Raw genomic sequence first — 16,104 nt, 5'->3', positions numbered from 1 at the left:
CGACATCACCTATGCCGGGTGCCACTGTTTCGACAGCACCTACGAAGGGGCCTATACGTGGCCGGCGATGAATTCTGACTGGAGTCGAGTGGACAATATCCAGGCCTTCGGTGCGTGGGACTCGCAGACCGGCGAGCAGCTCGGCGAATTCAGCCCTTACATGCTCAACTCGAAGAATGCGGGTGCATGGGCGCTCTTCCTCGACTCCGATGGTGCGTTGTGGGCGGGCGGTGATTTCACTGGGTCGCGTACTTCTCAAACTAGGGCGCAATGGAACGGCGGCTTTGTGAAATACCCGCTCAGAGATGCGGTCGCCCCCGCCACGCCGACAGGCGCTAGCGCCCAGGGCGTGACACAGGAAGGTGCGGTCTTGGGGTGGAACAGCGTCGGAGATGCCGATCATTATGAAATCCTGCGGGATGACCGCGTGATTGCAACCACTAAGGAGACGGTGATGACCGCACCGCTTGGTGGGGAAAACCGTTTCTTCATCCGCGCGGTTGATGCGTCGGGCAATCGCTCCGCTTCGACCCCGGTGCTGGATGTTGGCGTGGGTACTGAGCCTGTGGTCGAATCCGCCGTCCTTATCCCGAACGGCGCGCAGTGGTTCTACTCCTATAACGCAGGCGTCCCAGACGAGAACTGGACTCAGCCGGAGGCCGATTACAGCACGTGGCAGCGCGGCGCCGCGCCCCTGGGCTATGGCAGTGCTGACGTGGCCACAGAATTTGCTCCTCCCGCGCCGGCCACGCGACCACGCGTCGCATGGTTTGCCCACCAGTTTGAGGTGCCCGACCCCACACAATTCGCCGAAGTGAGCTTGAGCTATATCGCCGATGACGGGGCCGTCGTCTATGTCAACGGCCAGGAGGTTCATCGTGCTCGCATGTCCGATGGTCCGGTGACCGCGATGACCTATGCCAACCAGGCAATCTCTGCGTCTCAAGCAGCGCACAACCGCGAGGTCGTGGCTATCCCTTCCTATCTGCTGCAGCCCGGTATCAACACCGTCGCGGTGGAATCGCACCTGAATTACCGGTCGAGCCCATCCTTGACTTTCGACGCCTCCTTGGTGGTTACCGATTTTGGTGAAGCGCCGCAGCCCCCAGCACGCCCAATCGATCTGGTCGAGTTCGGGGAGCAGTGGGCGATGTGGTCCCACCCCGAGGCACCGAGCGAGCAATGGACCACCGCAGAACCTCTCGATGAGTGGCGAAGCGTCACCGCACCGGTGGGGTGGGGCCACCAGGACTTGGCAACGGAACTGGCTGAGCCAGCGGCCAGCCGCCCGATCGTCAGGTATTTTGTGCGAGATTTTGACGTTGATGCAGCGCAGCTCCCTGACGACGAGAACGCCACCGTGCGGATCACCCTGCGTGCCGACGATGGCGCCGTGCTGTATCTCAACGGTGAGGAACTGGGCCGCAAGCGGATCGATGAGGGGCCTGTCTTCCACAACACATACGCCAACTCAGCCATCAACGCAGCTGGTGCAGTGAACGATCTGCTGGTGGTCGATATCCCGGTCTCCGCCTTAAACGATGGGACAAACCGGCTGGCGGTCTCAACCCACGTGAATTACCGCTCCACCCCGTCCGCGTCCTTCGATCTTCATGCCCAGGTGATTCCGAATGAGGCATAATCCCGACGACGCGGCGGTGGATCCGGCCATCAAGGAAGTCGCGCTGCGGATGAATCAGCCGGGCACGGTGGTGACCTGGCTCAATCATTGGTCTATCGGCCGCGCCAACTGGGCAGCATTGGAAAATGTTGACGTCATCGGAGTCGATGGGACGTTGTTGCAGGTGACGCTGCGCTCCTATGGGTTTCCGTTGTCACGCACGTCCGCAGACCTCGTGCTGCCGGTGTTTTTTGGTAGCGTCTTGGCCCCCAGAAGCAGGGTTGCACTCATCGGAGCAGAGCCTGGTGTCGCACACACCTGCGCTGAGAAAGTGGAACGGGTCTACGGGCACAAGGTGCGCAGTTTCGATGGTTACGAGCAGCTGCGTGCGCTGCGCGACGACCCGGTCGAGCTTGCTGATTTTGATCCCGCGGTCATCGTGCTTGGCCTGGGGGCAGGGCTTCAGGACGAGGTTGCGGTGGAGCTAAGTGAGCAGTTCCCCCAGGCCACCATTTGTACGGCAGGGGGCTGGATTGACCAGTTCGCGTCGAAAGAGCAGTACTTCCCGCCCTGGATTCACCGGCTGCGGTTGGGCTGGGCGTGGCGCATCGCTCACGAACCGCGCCGGCTGGTCCGCCGCTACACGCTTGACGCACTAGGGTTCCTCTTCAACCACCGTTCCTATGTCCACCGCCTGCGCGGTCTGCCACACGGGGCTACCCGCACCGGTTTGGTGAAGACGCCGAGCGAGCCTGCGGTGCGCTAAACCGCAGGCTCGAAGACCTCCACACCCACGGGCCCGTCGGTATGCGCCACCGCGATGATCGTGCGCTCAGGCAACGCACCCGGCAGTGGCTCATGCAACAACATGTGGAGTAGCTCCTCGGCAGCATCGGGGGAAAGGTGCTCCGTCGGCTCGTCGAGAAGCAGTACCTCCGCGTCGCTGCACAACGCACGAGCCAGCAGGAGACGGCGGCGTTGACCAGAGGAGAGGGACTCGGCGCCGTCGGCAAGCACGAAGTCCAAGCCGAATTCGAATCCGACCGCGTCAAGCACCTCGACCATCAGCTCGTCGGAAGCCTCGGGGGCGGCGACGTGCAGGTTTTCGCGCACCGTCGTGGAGAAGACCCACGCGTCTTCGGCGAAGAAGCGCGCGCCGGCTGGCCGGGTCACCTCGCCCCCAACGGCGGGCAGCAATCCCGCCACAGTTTCCAACATCGTGGTCTTGCCGCAGCCGGAGGGCCCGCGTACCAGCATGCGTTCGCCAGGTGCCAGCGAGAAGTCCCACACGGTCTCCCCGTATATGGTGTGCAGACCGCGCGCGTCCACGGCGGCGGTATCCGCGCGCTCAGGCTGGGCCGGCGCAGGCTTATCGACGAGGGCCTTCAACCTGCGGGCCGCCACCGCAGCATCAGAACCGTGGATCGCAGCCGTGGCCAGGGGCCCGTGGGCCTCAAAAGCTGCCAGGGGAATCATCACCAGCATGCCTAGCCACACGGGCTCACCGGGGTAGAACGCCACGGCGATGATGGTGACAAGCAGCGCTGCGAAGCCTGTGGCCCAGGCCTGGATCCCTTCGGCAAGGGCCTCGGGGCGCTGTGCCTTCACGGTCTCCGCACTCGCGCGACGCGACGCGTCAACGGCGGCGGTGAGCTGGTCGTCGGCACGACCAGCGGCCTGGTATTCCACCCGGTGCTCCAACACAGCATCGAGGCGGACGTGGAAATCATCGGCCGCGTCGATGTGGGTGCGCCGCGCGTTGACGCGCACCGCCAGCCACGGGATCAGCAGCCCAGTACACGCCATGGCCACCGCCATGACCACAGCCGCCAGCGGATGCAGCCACGCCGTGAAAGCGATGGCCGCTGCCGACAGCACGATCGCCACGCCCGTCGGAACCACGGTGCGCACGATGAAATCCGTCACGCGTTCCGTATCGGTGACCAGCCGGACATGGCCCTCACCACGCCCCACCGGTCGTGACGTTGACGCCATCGCGTCATAGACCCGCGCTCGCAGCGTGGTCAGGGCACTCAAGCCCAGCTTGTGGGACACCAACCTGTCGATATAGCGGAACACCGCCCGCGAAATGCCCAGCGCACGCACCGCGGTGATCGCCACCGACAGGTGCAGCACCGGCGGCATTTGCCAGGACCGCGTGATCAACCAACCCGACAGCACCGTCAACGTCAGCGCCGCCAGCAGCGTAATGGATCCCGCCAGCACACTCAACGCAATATTGCGCCGGCGCACACCGGCCAACTGCAGAAGATAACGCACATCACTCATAGCCACACCACCTCATCTGCCATCTCACGCACCCGATGATCATGGCTGGCCACCACCACGGCAGAGTCCTCGTCGGCACGCGCCCGCAGCGCCTCAAGAACCACCGGCACAAGGTCGGGGGAGAGGTGGGCGGTCGGCTCGTCGAGAATCACCAAGCGCGCCGGGTGAGCCAGCGTGCGGCTCAACCCGATACGCTGCAGCTGACCTGCAGATACACCTTCGCCGCGCGGGCCCACCGCATGCTCCACAGGAAGGTCCAAGCCCACCGTGCTACGTGCGCGCTCGCTTGTCGACGAGCCCAGCAGCACCAAGTTGTCTTCCACCGTGCCGGGTACCGTCGCCGGGCGGGCCGGCAGGTAGGTCAGGTCTGGGTCCACGGTGATCGATCCCTCGACGCTCTCATCGGGCAGCACACCCAAGGCGGCTAGAAAAACGGTGGACTTCCCCGAGCCGTTCGGCCCGGCAAGCACGGTGACCTGCCCGGGGCGCGCCGTAAAGGAGAGCTGGGAAGGACGCGCCCCATCGCGGCCCTGCACGGTCAAGTCCGTGGCGCGCAGGCCCGCAGCGTCGGAAAGCGTGCGATAGGTCCCGGACACCGCGGGCTCCGCATCAATCAGCGTGAGCAGCTCCTCGGCGGCCTCCAGACCATCGACGGCAGCGTGGTAATTCGTGCCCACCTGGCGCACCGGGTTGAATACCTCCGGCACGATGATCAGCACGATCAGGCCCGCAAGCAGGTCCATCTCGCCATACACCAACCGCAGGCCGATGCTCACCGCCACCAACGCCACCGACAACGTCGCCAGAAATTCCAGCGCAAAAGACGACAAGAACGCCAACCGCAGCACACCCATGGTGGCCTTCTCATGGCGGCCCCCCGTCGTCCGGATCTGGCGACCCGGCTGCTTGGTCGCGTGCATCGCGCGCAGCGTCGGCGCACCGGCCAGCAGGTCAGCCAGCTGCTGGCCCAACCCAGAGGTCACGCGCAGGCGACGCTCCGTGTGCGCGGCCGTCAGCTTGCCGATCAGGATCATAAAAGCGGGGATCAACGGCAAGGTGATCAGCGCAAACAGGCCAGAGACCCAATCGAACACGAAAATCGTGACCAGGGCCGCGGGAGTAGCGATCACCAAAGCGATCAGCGAAGGCAAAAAGTCCGTCAGGTACGGGCGGAAATCCTCTAACCCTTGGGTCAGGACATGCCGCCACCGGCCCGCATTCTCCTGCACCGCACGAGGATCGCGCCGGGCGAGCGCGCGCAGGCCCTTCTCGCGCATCACATCAACGGTGTCGCCCACCGCGGCAAGTGAGGAGCGTTTCGCCCACCAGGCCACCGCACCGTGGGCCAACACGACCGCCGCCAGCGCCACCGCAAGCGCCACATAGTTGGCCTCACGCCCAGTCACCGCCGAGGCGGCCATCCAGCCGATGAGCACGCCACGCGCAATCACCAGCGCCGTAGTTAAACCTTGGGCAACGCCCGTGCGAAGCATCAGGCGACGCACGGGCGGAACAAGTTGGATCAGTCGGGGATCAACCGGTGAAGCCAAAGCTAGACAGTCACCCGCTTCCGGAAGGACCAGTACGCCCAGCCCTGGCCAATCAGCACCAACGGGACGAAGACGATCGCAGCCCACGACATCACCTTCAAGGTGTACGGGCTCGAGGACGCCGAGTAGATATCCCAACCAGGGAACTGGCTCGTCGACGGCAGCACGTCCGGGAACAGGGAACCGAAGAGCAGCACGCCCAGTGCCAACACAGTCAGGCAGGTCAGCGCGAATGCCCAGCCATCATGGCCAGCACGCGTAACGACGATTGCCGCCACCAATGCGACAGCGCCGACAATCAACGCGATCCACGTCCAGCTCTTGCCATAATCGAGCTGCATCCACAGCAGATACCCGGCAGTCACGATCACTGTGGGCAGCGCCAAAGCCTTCAAGGCGATGCCGTGCATGCGACTGCGCAGCGGCTCCTCCGCCTTGAAACCGACGAAGAGCGCACCGTGCAGAGCAAAGACCAGCATGAACGCCAGACCACCCAGTAGGCCCTGTGGGTTGAGCAGGCCGATGAAACCATCGGTGAAGGAGTTCAGGCGACCGTTCTCATTCAGCGGCACGCCTGCCACGATGTTGGTGAACGCAACGCCCCACAGGAAAGCCGGCAGGTAGGAGCCAATGATCGTGGCGATATCGCACTTCTTGCGCCACGCGATGGTGTCCACCTTCACGCGCCATTCAATGCCCACTCCGCGCATAATCAGCGCCAGCAAAATCAGGAGCAGCGGCAGGTAGAAGCCCGAAAACAGGGTGGAGTACCACTCTGGGAACGCCGCGAAGATCGCGGCACCGCCGGTGATCAGCCACACCTCATTGCCGTCCCACACCGGGCCGATCGTGGTGATCTGCGCGGTACGACGACGGTCGTTATCTTCTTCCGTCTCACCGCCGACGAACGGCAGGAGCATACCGACGCCAAAGTCGAAACCTTCAAGAATGAAATAACCGATGAAGAAGAAGGCAATAACGAGGAACCAGATTGAATTGAGATCCATTACTTGTCGCCTTCCTTCACGCTGGTGCTGCCAGTGCTTCCAGAACCAGACGGGTGATCGTCGTCAAGCGAAGAGCTAAACGACAGCGGAGTCAACTCCGAATCCTCATCCGGGCCATAGGTGACCTCGGCGAGGTTGTCCACATCGCCCTCCGCCAAACCTGGCTGATCCATGCCCTTGCGGACGTACATCCGCATCAAGTAGAACCAGATGACGGCCAAAATGCCGTACAACACGGTAAAGGAAATCAGCGAGAGCCAGACCTGCCACGTCGCGTGATCAGACACGCCATAATCCACAATCATGTGGATGTGCTGCTGCCCGCCCGGCGAATCCACGCCCTGGTACTCGGGGTTCGGGTGGACGATCCATGGCTGGCGACCCATCTCGGTGAAGATCCAACCAGCGAAGTTAGACAGCCATGGTGCTGGAAGTGCCCACAGAGCCAGGGTGCCCATCCACTTCTGGCCAGGGACGCGGTTCTTGCGCGTCACCCACAGAGCGACCACAGCCATGATCAGTGGGATCACCATGAAACCGATCATCAGGCGGAACGCCCAGTAGGTGACAAACAGGTTCGGGGTGTAGTTGCCCGGGCCGTAGAGGGCCTCATACTGCGCTTGCAGCTCCATGACGCCTTGGAGCTCCACGCCGCTGAACTTGCCCTGAGCCAAGAAAGGAAGGACGAACGGCACACCGATCAATTGAACCGCGGATTCACAGTCATTCATCGTCGAAATCGACAGGACGGAGAAGTGCGGATCCATTTCCGTATGGCACAAAGCCTCCGCGGACGCCATCTTCATCGGCTGCTGCTCGAACATCAGCTTGGCCAGGAAGTCGCCGGTCAGAGCAATACCGGCAGCGCCAATCAAGATGACCCAGGAGCCGAAGCGGGTGCAGTCGCGCCAAATCGTCGCCGCGTGCCCCTGAGGGTCGCCCTTGCGCTTCTCGCGGATCATCCACCAGCCTGCGATGCCGCACACGAAGGTGCCGGCCAAGAACCACGACGCAAACACCGCGTGCGGAAAGCCCTGCAGAGCGGTCGGGTTGGTCAGAAGAGCAAAGAAATCGACCAGCTCAGCGCGGTCCGTCTCCGGGTTGTACACCGCACCAACCGGGTGTTGCATGAAGGAGTTCGCCACGATAATGAAGTACGCGGACAAGTGCACGGCCACAGAGACGATCCAAATCGATGCTAGGTGCGCCCACCGCGGGACGCGACCCCAGCCGAAGATCCACACACCGAGGAAAATCGATTCGAAGAAGAAGGCGGCAAGCCCTTCGAAGGCGAGCGGGGCGCCGAAGACGTCGCCGACGAAACTGGAATACTCCGACCAGTTCATACCGAACTGGAACTCCTGCACAATGCCCGTTACAACGCCGGTGGCGAAGTTAATCAGGAAAAGATTGCCGAAGAATCGGGTCGCACGGTACCACGCCTCCTTGCCCGTGCGATGCCAAATGGTCTGCATGATCGCCACCATCGGAGCAAGCCCGATAGTCAGCGGAACAAAGATGTAGTGGTACACCGTGGTGATACCGAACTGCCATCTGGAAATATCGACTAAGTCGAGTTCCATTGGATTAAAACTCCCTAAAAACGAAAGCTGTCTCAGGCGGCAGTCTGGTGCAGTAGCCGCCGAGAAGAATAAAAATGCTCCATTCGTATATTTAGTCGGAAATAGCCGTGAAAAGGTTCCCGGGGGTAAAGGATGACCTATAAAGGGGTCAACCGGTACCGATTTCGCGGATTGGGATCCCGCGCGCTAACATATTTTCCGTTGGGCCTTTAGCTCAGTTGGCAGAGCTACGGACTTTTAATCCGCAGGTCGCGGGTTCGATCCCCGCAGGGCCCACAATTCGCAGAAAACCGCTGGTCAGTCGTGGCCGGCGGTTTTCTTTTTGCCCTTTGTTCCGAACTCATCGCACACTGCTGGAACTGAAATGTTGGAACAGGGGTGTTTCGTCGGCTCGCGACCCTGAATCGACCCTGTTCCAACAGTTGAGCTTCGTCAGTTTGGCCTTGGCAGCGGACTAAAGGGTTCAGCCCACCCTGTCCTATAGTTAATCCATCGTCCACACCCAACGACGTGCTTATCATCGGGCCCCACCTGCAGGCTTGTCACAACCAAATTGAGATTCACCTATTAAGGAGACGTGAATGTCCATCTCCGTGGACCAAGCGCAGGCGCGGGAAGACCGATCGGCGGCGATCGCCGTAACAGGCTTCCCTCTGTTTATTCTGGCCGGCGCAATCCTTGCCTTCTTCTTCCCGGCACCGTTTTTGCCACTGGCGAACTACATCACCTACTTCCTGATGATCATCATGTTCGCCATGGGGCTGACCTTGACCATTCCGGATTTCAAGGAGATCGCCCGGCGCCCCTGGCCTGTCTTCGTCGGCGTTGTCGCACAGTTTGTCATCATGCCCTTGTTGGCTGTGGCGGTGGCCAAGCTGCTCGGCCTGAAGGAGATGCTGACCCTCGGATTGCTGATGTTGGGTTCGGTGCCGGGCGGAACTTCGTCGAACGTGATCGCGTACTTGGCCAAGGGGGATGTGGCACTGTCGGTGGCGATGACCTCCGTCTCGACGCTGGTCTCGCCGATCATGACACCGCTGCTCATGCTGTGGCTGGCCGGTCAGACCACCGAGGTGGACGCGGCGGGGATGGCGTGGTCACTGGCGCAAACTGTGCTGCTGCCAGTGATCGGGGGCCTGATCATCCGCTATTTCTTCGATGGGTTCGTGGAGAAAATCTCCCCGGTGTTGCCGTGGATTTCGATCGTGGGCATCGGCGGGGTGGTCTTCCCGACGGTCGCTGCCAATGTTGACCGTTTGGTGCAGGTGGGGTTCATTGCCTTCCTAGCTGTGTTGCTGCACAACGTGTTCGGCTACCTGCTGGGCTGGGTGGCTGGACGGCTGGCGCGGTTCCCGGATTCTCAGGTGCGGACGATGTCGACGGAGATCGGTACCCAGTCGGCAGGGCTCGCATCAGGGATGTCCGCGAAGTTCTTCTCGCCAGAGGCGGCCCTGCCAGGTGCGGTCGCTGCCGTCCTGCACAACATTACCGGCGCGATTTTTGCTGCCGTGATGCGAAGGATTCCATTACGGGAGAGCGCAGGGGCTGAGCGATCGTCGATAAGCGAAAAATAGGTCCTTGCAATTAAACAAATTGTTTGATAGGATGAACCTTGGAATCGAAATAACTGTACAGAGAGGGCGATAATTCTTGTTCAATGTCCGCGCGGTAGAAAAGTGGATTGCAACTTCGGAGCCAGAAGAGGTGGACAGCCTCCTGTGGATGCTGCGGATGCACGCACACTACAACTGCGATGGCTTTAGCGATTACTCGTCGAAGACCGTGAAGACCACCAAGGCCGAGCGCGAAAAAGAGCTCCGCGAAGCCACGAAGCGTGGCAAGGCGATGGCAAAGGAAAGCCGTATCAATCGTAAGGCGGCAGAGGTTGCAGCAGAGCTTCGCGACGAAGCCGCAGCCGCCTAAGTGGCTAAGACTTCACCATGCGCCGGACAGCCGCCATGGCTTCGGTGACCTTGTCGTCGGCAAGCTGACCGCCATCGGCCACAGCGCCGGCAACGCAGTGGTGTAAGTGATCTTCTAGCAAGGCCAGGCCGACATTCTCTAAAGCGGAATCGATGGCAGATATTTGCGTCAAAATATCGATGCAGTATTGATCCTCACTAATCATCCGCTGAATGCCACGGACCTGGCCTTCAATACGTTTCAAGCGCGTTAGGTAACGTGCGCGGTCGGCGCTATAGCCGTGCTGGCCACCGCAACACGTGTCTAGTTCGGCGGGCTGTTGCGCGGCGGGGTCTGGCTGGAGTGATTTAGTCATGACTTCATTCTATACGCCGTGGGGGTATTCTGAAGACTCGCGGGTGTGGCGAAACGTTGCCAACTACCTGCCGTTTTGCAAAAGTCTGTGGGTATCGGATACCTTTAATCAAGTCGCATACAGAAATGCATGCGCACGTTCTAGCTCCCATCGTCTAGAGGCCTAGGACTCCGCCCTTTCACGGCGGCAACACGGGTTCGAATCCCGTTGGGAGTACGAAGAACCCACGAGGTTCTTTATAAATGGATATGGCCCTGTGGCGCAGTTGGTTAGCGCGCCGCCCTGTCACGGCGGAGGTCGCGGGTTCAAGTCCCGTCAGGGTCGCCATGGAAAGCAGGAAGCCCGGTTCAGAAAATGAGCCGGGCTTCCTGCTTTTCGTGTGGGGGCTCAGAGGCAAACTGTCGAAGCTGAACTGTTGGAACTGGGGCCTTTTGGCGGCCCGCAGCCTCGAAACCCCCCTGTTCCAACAGTTGAGGTCCAGCAGTTTGCGGCGGGGAGGGCCAAGGGGAGGGCCAAGGGAGGGCAGGGGCTGTCGGTGGGGGATAGATGGTGGGGCCGACAGAGGCTTGGCAGCGGTAATCCAGGCGCGTCACCAGAAACGAAGAAAAGGCCGATTACCTGGCGATTTGTCCGAATCAGTCACCCATGTGTAAGGTATTAACTCGTGCGCACGACAGGCTCACCGACTTAGTGAGAACGTCGTGAGGCGCGAAAATTTTATAAGGCCCTGTGGCGCAGTTGGTTAGCGCGCCGCCCTGTCACGGCGGAGGTCGCGGGTTCAAGTCCCGTCAGGGTCGCGGAAGCAAGAAATTGTTTCTGGCCAGATAGCTCAGTTGGTAGAGCACACGCCTGAAAAGTGTGGGGTCGCCGGTTCGATCCCGGCTCTGGCCACAATGACACGAAACCCCCTTACCCCCGGTAAGGGGGTTTTGCCGTCGGCAAGGTGAGTAGAGGGGATAATGGTGGTACGGCGCAACATCAGTTTACGTCCGCTCTGACCACTGCTTTGAGGCACCTTGTAAGGAGGCCGTCATGTCCGGCAATCCAGAGATCATCCACGAGCCCAAGGAGAACCGTTACGTGCTCATCGTGCACGGCCGTGAGGCGGGCTACGCCACGTATCGGGATGCAGACACCGATGTCCGCGATTTTGATTATGTCGTTGTTGATGACGCTTACCGGGGCCGTAGGCTCTCCATCCCGTTGATCCAGGAGGCGCTCGATGACACTCGGGAGGCTGGGCTGAAGGTTCGGACGTCGTGCAGCGCTGTGGAGCATTTCCTAGCAAAAAACGAGGCCTATCAAGACCTCGTTGCTGGTGAGTAGAAGCGCTAGCTAGATGACGTAATGCCCTGGGTCGACCAGTGGCTCATTCTCTTCCTTCTTGCGGGGGCGGTTCTTTGCCGGCACCCCAATCGCGATGTGGTTCGCTGGCACGTCCTTCGTCACCACAGCATTGGCGCCGACCGCGGAGCCTTCGCCGATCACGACAGGACCGAGGATCTTCGCTCCCGCGCCCACTGTCACTCCGTCTTTCAGTGTGGGGTGGCGCTTGGTCTGGGTGAGTACCTGTCCGCCCAGGGTCACACCGTGGTAGAGCATGACATCGTCGCCGATTTCGGCGGTCTCGCCGATGACGATGCCCATCCCGTGGTCAATGAAGAAACGTCGGCCGATGGTGGCGCCAGGGTGGATCTCAATGCCGGTCAGCCAGCGGTTAATCTGCGCTAGGATGCGCGCTAAGCTCTTGAAACCGCGGTTCCACAGTCCGTGGCAGGCGCGGTGGAGCCAAATGGCGTGTAGACCGGAGTACACGATGGCATTTTCCAGATCGCCTCGCGCAGCTGGGTCATGAAGCTTCGCGTTGGCGAGGTCTTCGCGCAGGATTTTCAACAGCTTGATCATGAGGTCACAGTCTAGCAGCGCCTATCATTTTAATCTTCAACAGTTGCGCTTTTTATTCGCGCTTAACGACGAAGGCCCCGCCCCCTCCTTTGTTCTGGGAGGGAGCGGGGCGGGTGTTCGTCGTTAAGCGAACTACTAGTCACGAATGTCTTCGTAGAGGATGGTGGATACGTAACGCTCGCCGAAGTCAGGAATGATGACGACGATCGTCTTGTCCTTGTTCTCTTCGCGTGCGGCCAGCTCGAGGGCTGCCTTCACGTTGGCGCCGGCGGAGATGCCACCCAGGACTGCGTCCTTCACGGCCAGCTCGCGGGAGGTAGCCACTGCGTCCTCGTTGGACACGGTGAGGATCTCGTCGACAACGTTGCGGTCGTAGGTGCCTGGGATGAAGTTTGCGCCCAAGCCCTGGATCTTGTGTGGGCCAGCCTTGCCCTCGGACAGGAGTGGGGAAGCGGCAGGCTCAACGGCAACAGCCTTGATGTCTGCGTTCTGCTCCTTCAGGTACTTGCCTGCGCCGGAGATGGTGCCGCCGGTACCCACACCAGCGACGAGGATGTCTACCTTGCCGTCGGTGTCGTTCCAGATCTCTGGACCGGTGGTCTCGTAGTGGATCTTCGGGTTAGCCTCGTTCTCGAACTGGGAAGCCAGGATCGCGTTCTCGGTGGACTCGACGATCTCATTGGCCTTGTCCACTGCACCCTGCATGCCGGCGGAGCCTGGGGTGAGAACGATCTCTGCGCCGAAGGCGCGCAGTACGACGCGGCGCTCATTGGACATGGTCTCTGGCATGGTCAGGATGACCTTGTAACCACGTGCGGCGCCAGCCAGTGCCAGTGCGATACCGGTGTTGCCGGAGGTGCCCTCGACGATGGTGCCGCCCGGCTTCAGATCGCCAGAAGCCTCTGCTGCGTCGATGATGGCCTTACCAATGCGGTCCTTGACCGAGTTTGCTGGGTTGAAGAACTCGAGCTTGCCCAGTACGCGAGCACCGGTGCCCTCTGCGATGCCCTTGAGCTCTACCAGCGGGGTGTTGCCGATGGTCTCTAGTACGTTGTCGTACACCTTTGCCATAAAACTTGTCTCCTTTTAACTAAGTGAGTTGTCGAAAGTGTTTCTGCGCTCATCGCTTCTACTGCGTGGCGCTTAGTATTCAACTGTACACCCTCCGCATAGACAGAGCGGTATATCATTCATAGACTGATGGTTTTGGCTGGTAGCCGGGCATTTCGTTTTGGGGGTATCTGGGGGTGATGCCTGAGGGGGTAGCGTAGGGGGAAGTGATTGGCGCGGCGAGAGCAAAGAAGGTATTAATGCCGATTTTTCCCTCCCCCAATTCAGGGTATGATGCTTAGAGAGCAGACATTGAACCGTGCTTGTGATCCCCCGTTAAGGGACACACGTACGGGGTAGTACTCGACAGGAGACTTGATGGATTCCCAACGGATCAAAGACGACGATGATGCTATCCGTGCAGCTCTCACGTCCTTGAAGACCGCGACCGGCATCCCGGTAACCATGTATGGCACCCTGCTGGCGGATAATCGCCTGCAGATCACACAATGGATTGGTTTACGTACCCCCGCCCTGCAGAACCTGATTATTGATCAGGGGGTCGGAATCGGTGGGCGCGTCGTCGCTACGCGCCGTGCCGTGGGTGTATCCGATTACACGCGGGCAAACGTAATCTCCCATGAGCACGACCGTGCCATTCAGGACGAAGGTCTGCATTCCATCGTGGCAGTCCCAGTTATCGTGCAGCGAGAGATCCGGGGTGTGCTCTACGTCGGCGTTCATTCGCCGGTGCGCCTCGGTGACAAGGTGATTGAAGAAGTCACGATGACTGCCCGCACACTCGAGCAGGATTTGGCAGTGAACTCCGCGCTGCGCCGCGCCGAGGGTGGCAAGTCCGGTGGGAAGACTGGGCGCGTCATGAACGGCGCCGAATGGGAACAGGTGCGTTCCACGCACTCGAAGCTACGCATGCTGGCCAACCGTGTGGAAGACGAGGCCCTGCGCAAGGAGCTGGAGCAACTCTGTGACCAGATGGTCTCTCCGGTGCGCGTGAAACAGACGACGAAACTGTCGGCGCGTGAACTTGACGTACTTTCCTGCGTGGCGCTGGGGCACACCAACGTTGAGGCTGCCGAGGAGATGGGCATTGGCGCAGAGACGGTGAAGTCTTATCTGCGTAGCGTGATGCGCAAGCTTGGCGCCCACACCCGCTACGAAGCTGTTAATGCAGCTCGTCGCATTGGCGCTCTGCCCTAAGGATCCTTCGGTAGTCTAGGGGGCGTGAAGGATCGTTTTCTAGTTACTGGTGGAACCCGTCTACAGGGTTCCGTGACCGTCGATGGCGCTAAGAACAGCGTATTGAAGCTCATGGCTGCAGCGCTGTTGGCCGAGGGTAGGACAACGCTGAACAACTGCCCGGAAATTCTGGACGTGCCTTTAATGAAGGATGTCCTGGAGGGGCTGGGGTGCTCGGTGAATATCGAGGGAACCACGGTCACCATCGACACTCCGGCTGAGCTGTCCCCTCGTGCCGACTTTGATGCGGTACGACAGTTCCGCGCGTCGGTGTGCGTGCTTGGGCCTTTGACCGCACGCTGCGGGGAAGCAGTTGTTGCGCTGCCCGGGGGCGACGCGATTGGTTCGCGCCCGCTGGACATGCACCAATCCGGGCTGGAGCAGCTTGGGGCGACAACCCATATAGAGCACGGCGCAGTCGTTGCGCGCGCCACCTCGCTGGAAGGCGCGGAAATTTCCCTTGATTTTCCGTCGGTGGGGGCGACCGAGAATATCCTTACCGCCGCTGTGCTGGCGAAGGGGACAACCGTGCTGGATAACGCGGCGCGTGAACCCGAGATCATTGACCTGTGCAACATGCTCAACTCGATGGGCGCCCGCATCACTGGTGGAGGATCCTCAACACTGACTATCGAGGGTGTGGACAAGCTTGAACCCACCACCCATACCGTCATCGGCGATCGCATCGTCGCCGGCACCTGGGCCTATGCTGCGGCGATGACGCAGGGAGACATCACCGTCGGCGGTGTAGCGCCACGCCACCTCCACCTTGCACTGGAGAAGCTGAAGACCGCGGGAGCAGACGTGGAGACCTATGACAACGGTTTCCGAGTGAGCATGAATCGTCGCCCCAAGGCCGTTGACTACCAGACCCTGCCATTCCCCGGATTTCCTACCGACCTGCAGCCAATGGCTATCGGCATCGCTGCGATCGCGGATGGGGTTTCGGTCATTACCGAGAATGTCTTCGAGTCCCGCTTCCGATTCGTCGACGAGATGCTGCGCCTGGGCGCCGACGCCTCTGTGGACGGCCACCACGTAGTGCTGCGTGGCAAGGACACACTCTCATCGACTGATGTGTGGGCTTCGGATATCCGCGCCGGTGCAGGTTTGGTCCTGGCTGGCCTGGTTGCCGACGGAGTGACCTGCGTCCACGACGTCTATCACATCGACCGTGGATACCCACGTTTCGTGGAACGGCTCAACGCGCTCGGCGCTCACGTTGTGCGGGAAAGCGAATAGGCTCGCTTTACGACGATCCCTAGGCCGCAATTTTGTGTTGTGGGGTTGCCCGCAAATCGTGGACACGTAGTGGAGCTACCTAGTGGTTAGGCAGCTATTTCTTTTTTACTGGTGGTTAGACCAATGTGGTTTTCGAAGTCGACGGGGCTGACCATTACGAGTGCAGAGTGCCGGCGCCGATGGTTGTAGACGACTTCCATCCAGTAGGCAACGGCCTTGCGTGCAGCATCACGGGTAGGCCATCGCTGCCGGTCATAGAATTCAGTCTTTAGCGTCGACCAGAACGACTCAGCCATCGCGTTATCGAAGCACACGCCAGTAC

The 16,104-nt window shown here is 60.6% G+C and carries 14 protein-coding genes, 5 tRNA genes and 1 pseudogene; 12 read left to right on the top strand and 8 right to left on the bottom strand.

What is annotated here, in order from left to right; genetic code table 11:
- Positions 1–1,642, top strand: a pseudogene (locus ACHFGA_RS03020) (hypothetical protein); the annotation flags it as partial.
- Positions 1,632–2,387, top strand: a complete 756-nt coding sequence (locus ACHFGA_RS03015) for a WecB/TagA/CpsF family glycosyltransferase (RefSeq protein ID WP_394280953.1) — start codon at positions 1,632–1,634, stop codon at positions 2,385–2,387. The pseudogene ACHFGA_RS03020 and the gene ACHFGA_RS03015, both read left to right, overlap by 11 nt.
- Here ACHFGA_RS03015 and cydC read toward each other — a convergent pair.
- Genes cydC through ACHFGA_RS02995 form a run of 4 tightly spaced genes read right to left on the bottom strand, consistent with a single transcriptional unit; the run spans position 2,384 to position 8,050 of the window.
- The gene (gene cydC / locus ACHFGA_RS03010; RefSeq protein ID WP_394280952.1) at positions 2,384–3,910 is read right to left on the bottom strand and encodes a thiol reductant ABC exporter subunit CydC; all 1,527 of its coding nucleotides are present in this window, start codon (positions 3,908–3,910) and stop codon (positions 2,384–2,386) included. The genes ACHFGA_RS03015 and cydC overlap by 4 nt on opposite strands.
- Entirely contained in the window at positions 3,907–5,403 is a 1,497-nt protein-coding gene (locus ACHFGA_RS03005; RefSeq protein WP_394280954.1) for an ABC transporter ATP-binding protein/permease, read from the bottom strand. Before ACHFGA_RS03005 ends, cydC begins: the two co-directional genes overlap by 4 nt.
- A 59-nt stretch (positions 5,404–5,462) precedes the next feature.
- A complete protein-coding gene (cydB, locus tag ACHFGA_RS03000; RefSeq protein WP_394280951.1) occupies positions 5,463–6,467 on the bottom strand; it encodes a cytochrome d ubiquinol oxidase subunit II in 1,005 nt (334 codons plus the stop codon).
- Positions 6,467–8,050, bottom strand: a complete 1,584-nt coding sequence (locus tag ACHFGA_RS02995; RefSeq protein WP_394280950.1) for a cytochrome ubiquinol oxidase subunit I — start codon at positions 8,048–8,050, stop codon at positions 6,467–6,469. The genes cydB and ACHFGA_RS02995 overlap by 1 nt, the downstream gene beginning before the upstream one ends.
- A gap of 203 nt (positions 8,051–8,253) precedes the next feature.
- On the opposite strand from ACHFGA_RS02995, the gene ACHFGA_RS02990 reads away from it, so the two are divergent.
- From ACHFGA_RS02990 to ACHFGA_RS02980, 3 genes are all read left to right on the top strand, one after another.
- A tRNA-Lys gene (locus ACHFGA_RS02990) sits at positions 8,254–8,326 on the top strand.
- A 305-nt stretch (positions 8,327–8,631) separates the two neighbouring features.
- Entirely contained in the window at positions 8,632–9,624 is a 993-nt protein-coding gene (locus ACHFGA_RS02985) for a bile acid:sodium symporter family protein (protein ID WP_394280949.1), read from the top strand.
- A gap of 76 nt (positions 9,625–9,700) precedes the next feature.
- Positions 9,701–9,973 carry a hypothetical protein gene (locus tag ACHFGA_RS02980; protein ID WP_394280948.1) on the top strand — a complete coding sequence of 91 codons (273 nt, stop codon included), beginning with the start codon at positions 9,701–9,703 and terminating at the stop codon, positions 9,971–9,973.
- Positions 9,974–9,977: 4 nt separating this feature from the next.
- Here the strand turns inward: ACHFGA_RS02980 and ACHFGA_RS02975 are convergent, their stop codons facing one another.
- Entirely contained in the window at positions 9,978–10,328 is a 351-nt protein-coding gene (locus tag ACHFGA_RS02975; protein ID WP_394280947.1) for a metal-sensitive transcriptional regulator, read from the bottom strand.
- A gap of 143 nt (positions 10,329–10,471) precedes the next feature.
- Here ACHFGA_RS02975 and ACHFGA_RS02970 point away from each other — a divergent pair.
- From ACHFGA_RS02970 to ACHFGA_RS02950, 5 genes are all read left to right on the top strand, one after another.
- Positions 10,472–10,544 (top strand) — tRNA-Glu (locus tag ACHFGA_RS02970).
- A 34-nt stretch (positions 10,545–10,578) separates the two neighbouring features.
- A tRNA-Asp gene (locus tag ACHFGA_RS02965) sits at positions 10,579–10,655 on the top strand.
- Between the two features lie 396 nt (positions 10,656–11,051).
- Positions 11,052–11,125: transfer RNA gene (locus ACHFGA_RS02960), tRNA-Asp, on the top strand.
- A gap of 21 nt (positions 11,126–11,146) precedes the next feature.
- Positions 11,147–11,219: transfer RNA gene (locus ACHFGA_RS02955), tRNA-Phe, on the top strand.
- A gap of 141 nt (positions 11,220–11,360) precedes the next feature.
- Positions 11,361–11,654 carry a GNAT family N-acetyltransferase gene (locus tag ACHFGA_RS02950; RefSeq protein WP_394280946.1) on the top strand — a complete coding sequence of 98 codons (294 nt, stop codon included), beginning with the start codon at positions 11,361–11,363 and terminating at the stop codon, positions 11,652–11,654.
- 9 nt (positions 11,655–11,663) lie between these two features.
- Here the strand turns inward: ACHFGA_RS02950 and epsC are convergent, their stop codons facing one another.
- Both epsC and cysK read right to left on the bottom strand, forming a co-directional pair.
- The gene (gene epsC / locus ACHFGA_RS02945; RefSeq protein WP_018582721.1) at positions 11,664–12,233 is read right to left on the bottom strand and encodes a serine O-acetyltransferase EpsC; all 570 of its coding nucleotides are present in this window, start codon (positions 12,231–12,233) and stop codon (positions 11,664–11,666) included.
- A gap of 135 nt (positions 12,234–12,368) precedes the next feature.
- A complete protein-coding gene (gene cysK / locus ACHFGA_RS02940) occupies positions 12,369–13,304 on the bottom strand; it encodes a cysteine synthase A (protein WP_394280945.1) in 936 nt (311 codons plus the stop codon).
- Between the two features lie 357 nt (positions 13,305–13,661).
- Between cysK and ramA the strand changes: the two genes are divergently transcribed.
- Positions 13,662–14,501, top strand: coding sequence for an acetate metabolism transcriptional regulator RamA (ramA, locus tag ACHFGA_RS02935; protein ID WP_394280944.1), 840 nt, complete (start codon positions 13,662–13,664; stop codon positions 14,499–14,501).
- A gap of 24 nt (positions 14,502–14,525) precedes the next feature.
- Entirely contained in the window at positions 14,526–15,782 is a 1,257-nt protein-coding gene (gene murA, locus ACHFGA_RS02930) for a UDP-N-acetylglucosamine 1-carboxyvinyltransferase (RefSeq protein WP_394280943.1), read from the top strand.
- A gap of 86 nt (positions 15,783–15,868) precedes the next feature.
- Here the strand turns inward: murA and ACHFGA_RS02925 are convergent.
- A partial coding sequence (locus tag ACHFGA_RS02925) for an integrase core domain-containing protein (protein ID WP_394280942.1) occupies positions 15,869–16,104 on the bottom strand: 236 nt, incomplete at its 5' end.

It is taken from the genome of Corynebacterium sp. (genome assembly GCF_043426755.1).
GTDB lineage: Bacteria > Actinomycetota > Actinomycetes > Mycobacteriales > Mycobacteriaceae > Corynebacterium.
Note: the sequence above shows the minus strand (reverse complement) of the source record. Positions and strands in the feature narration are given on the sequence as shown.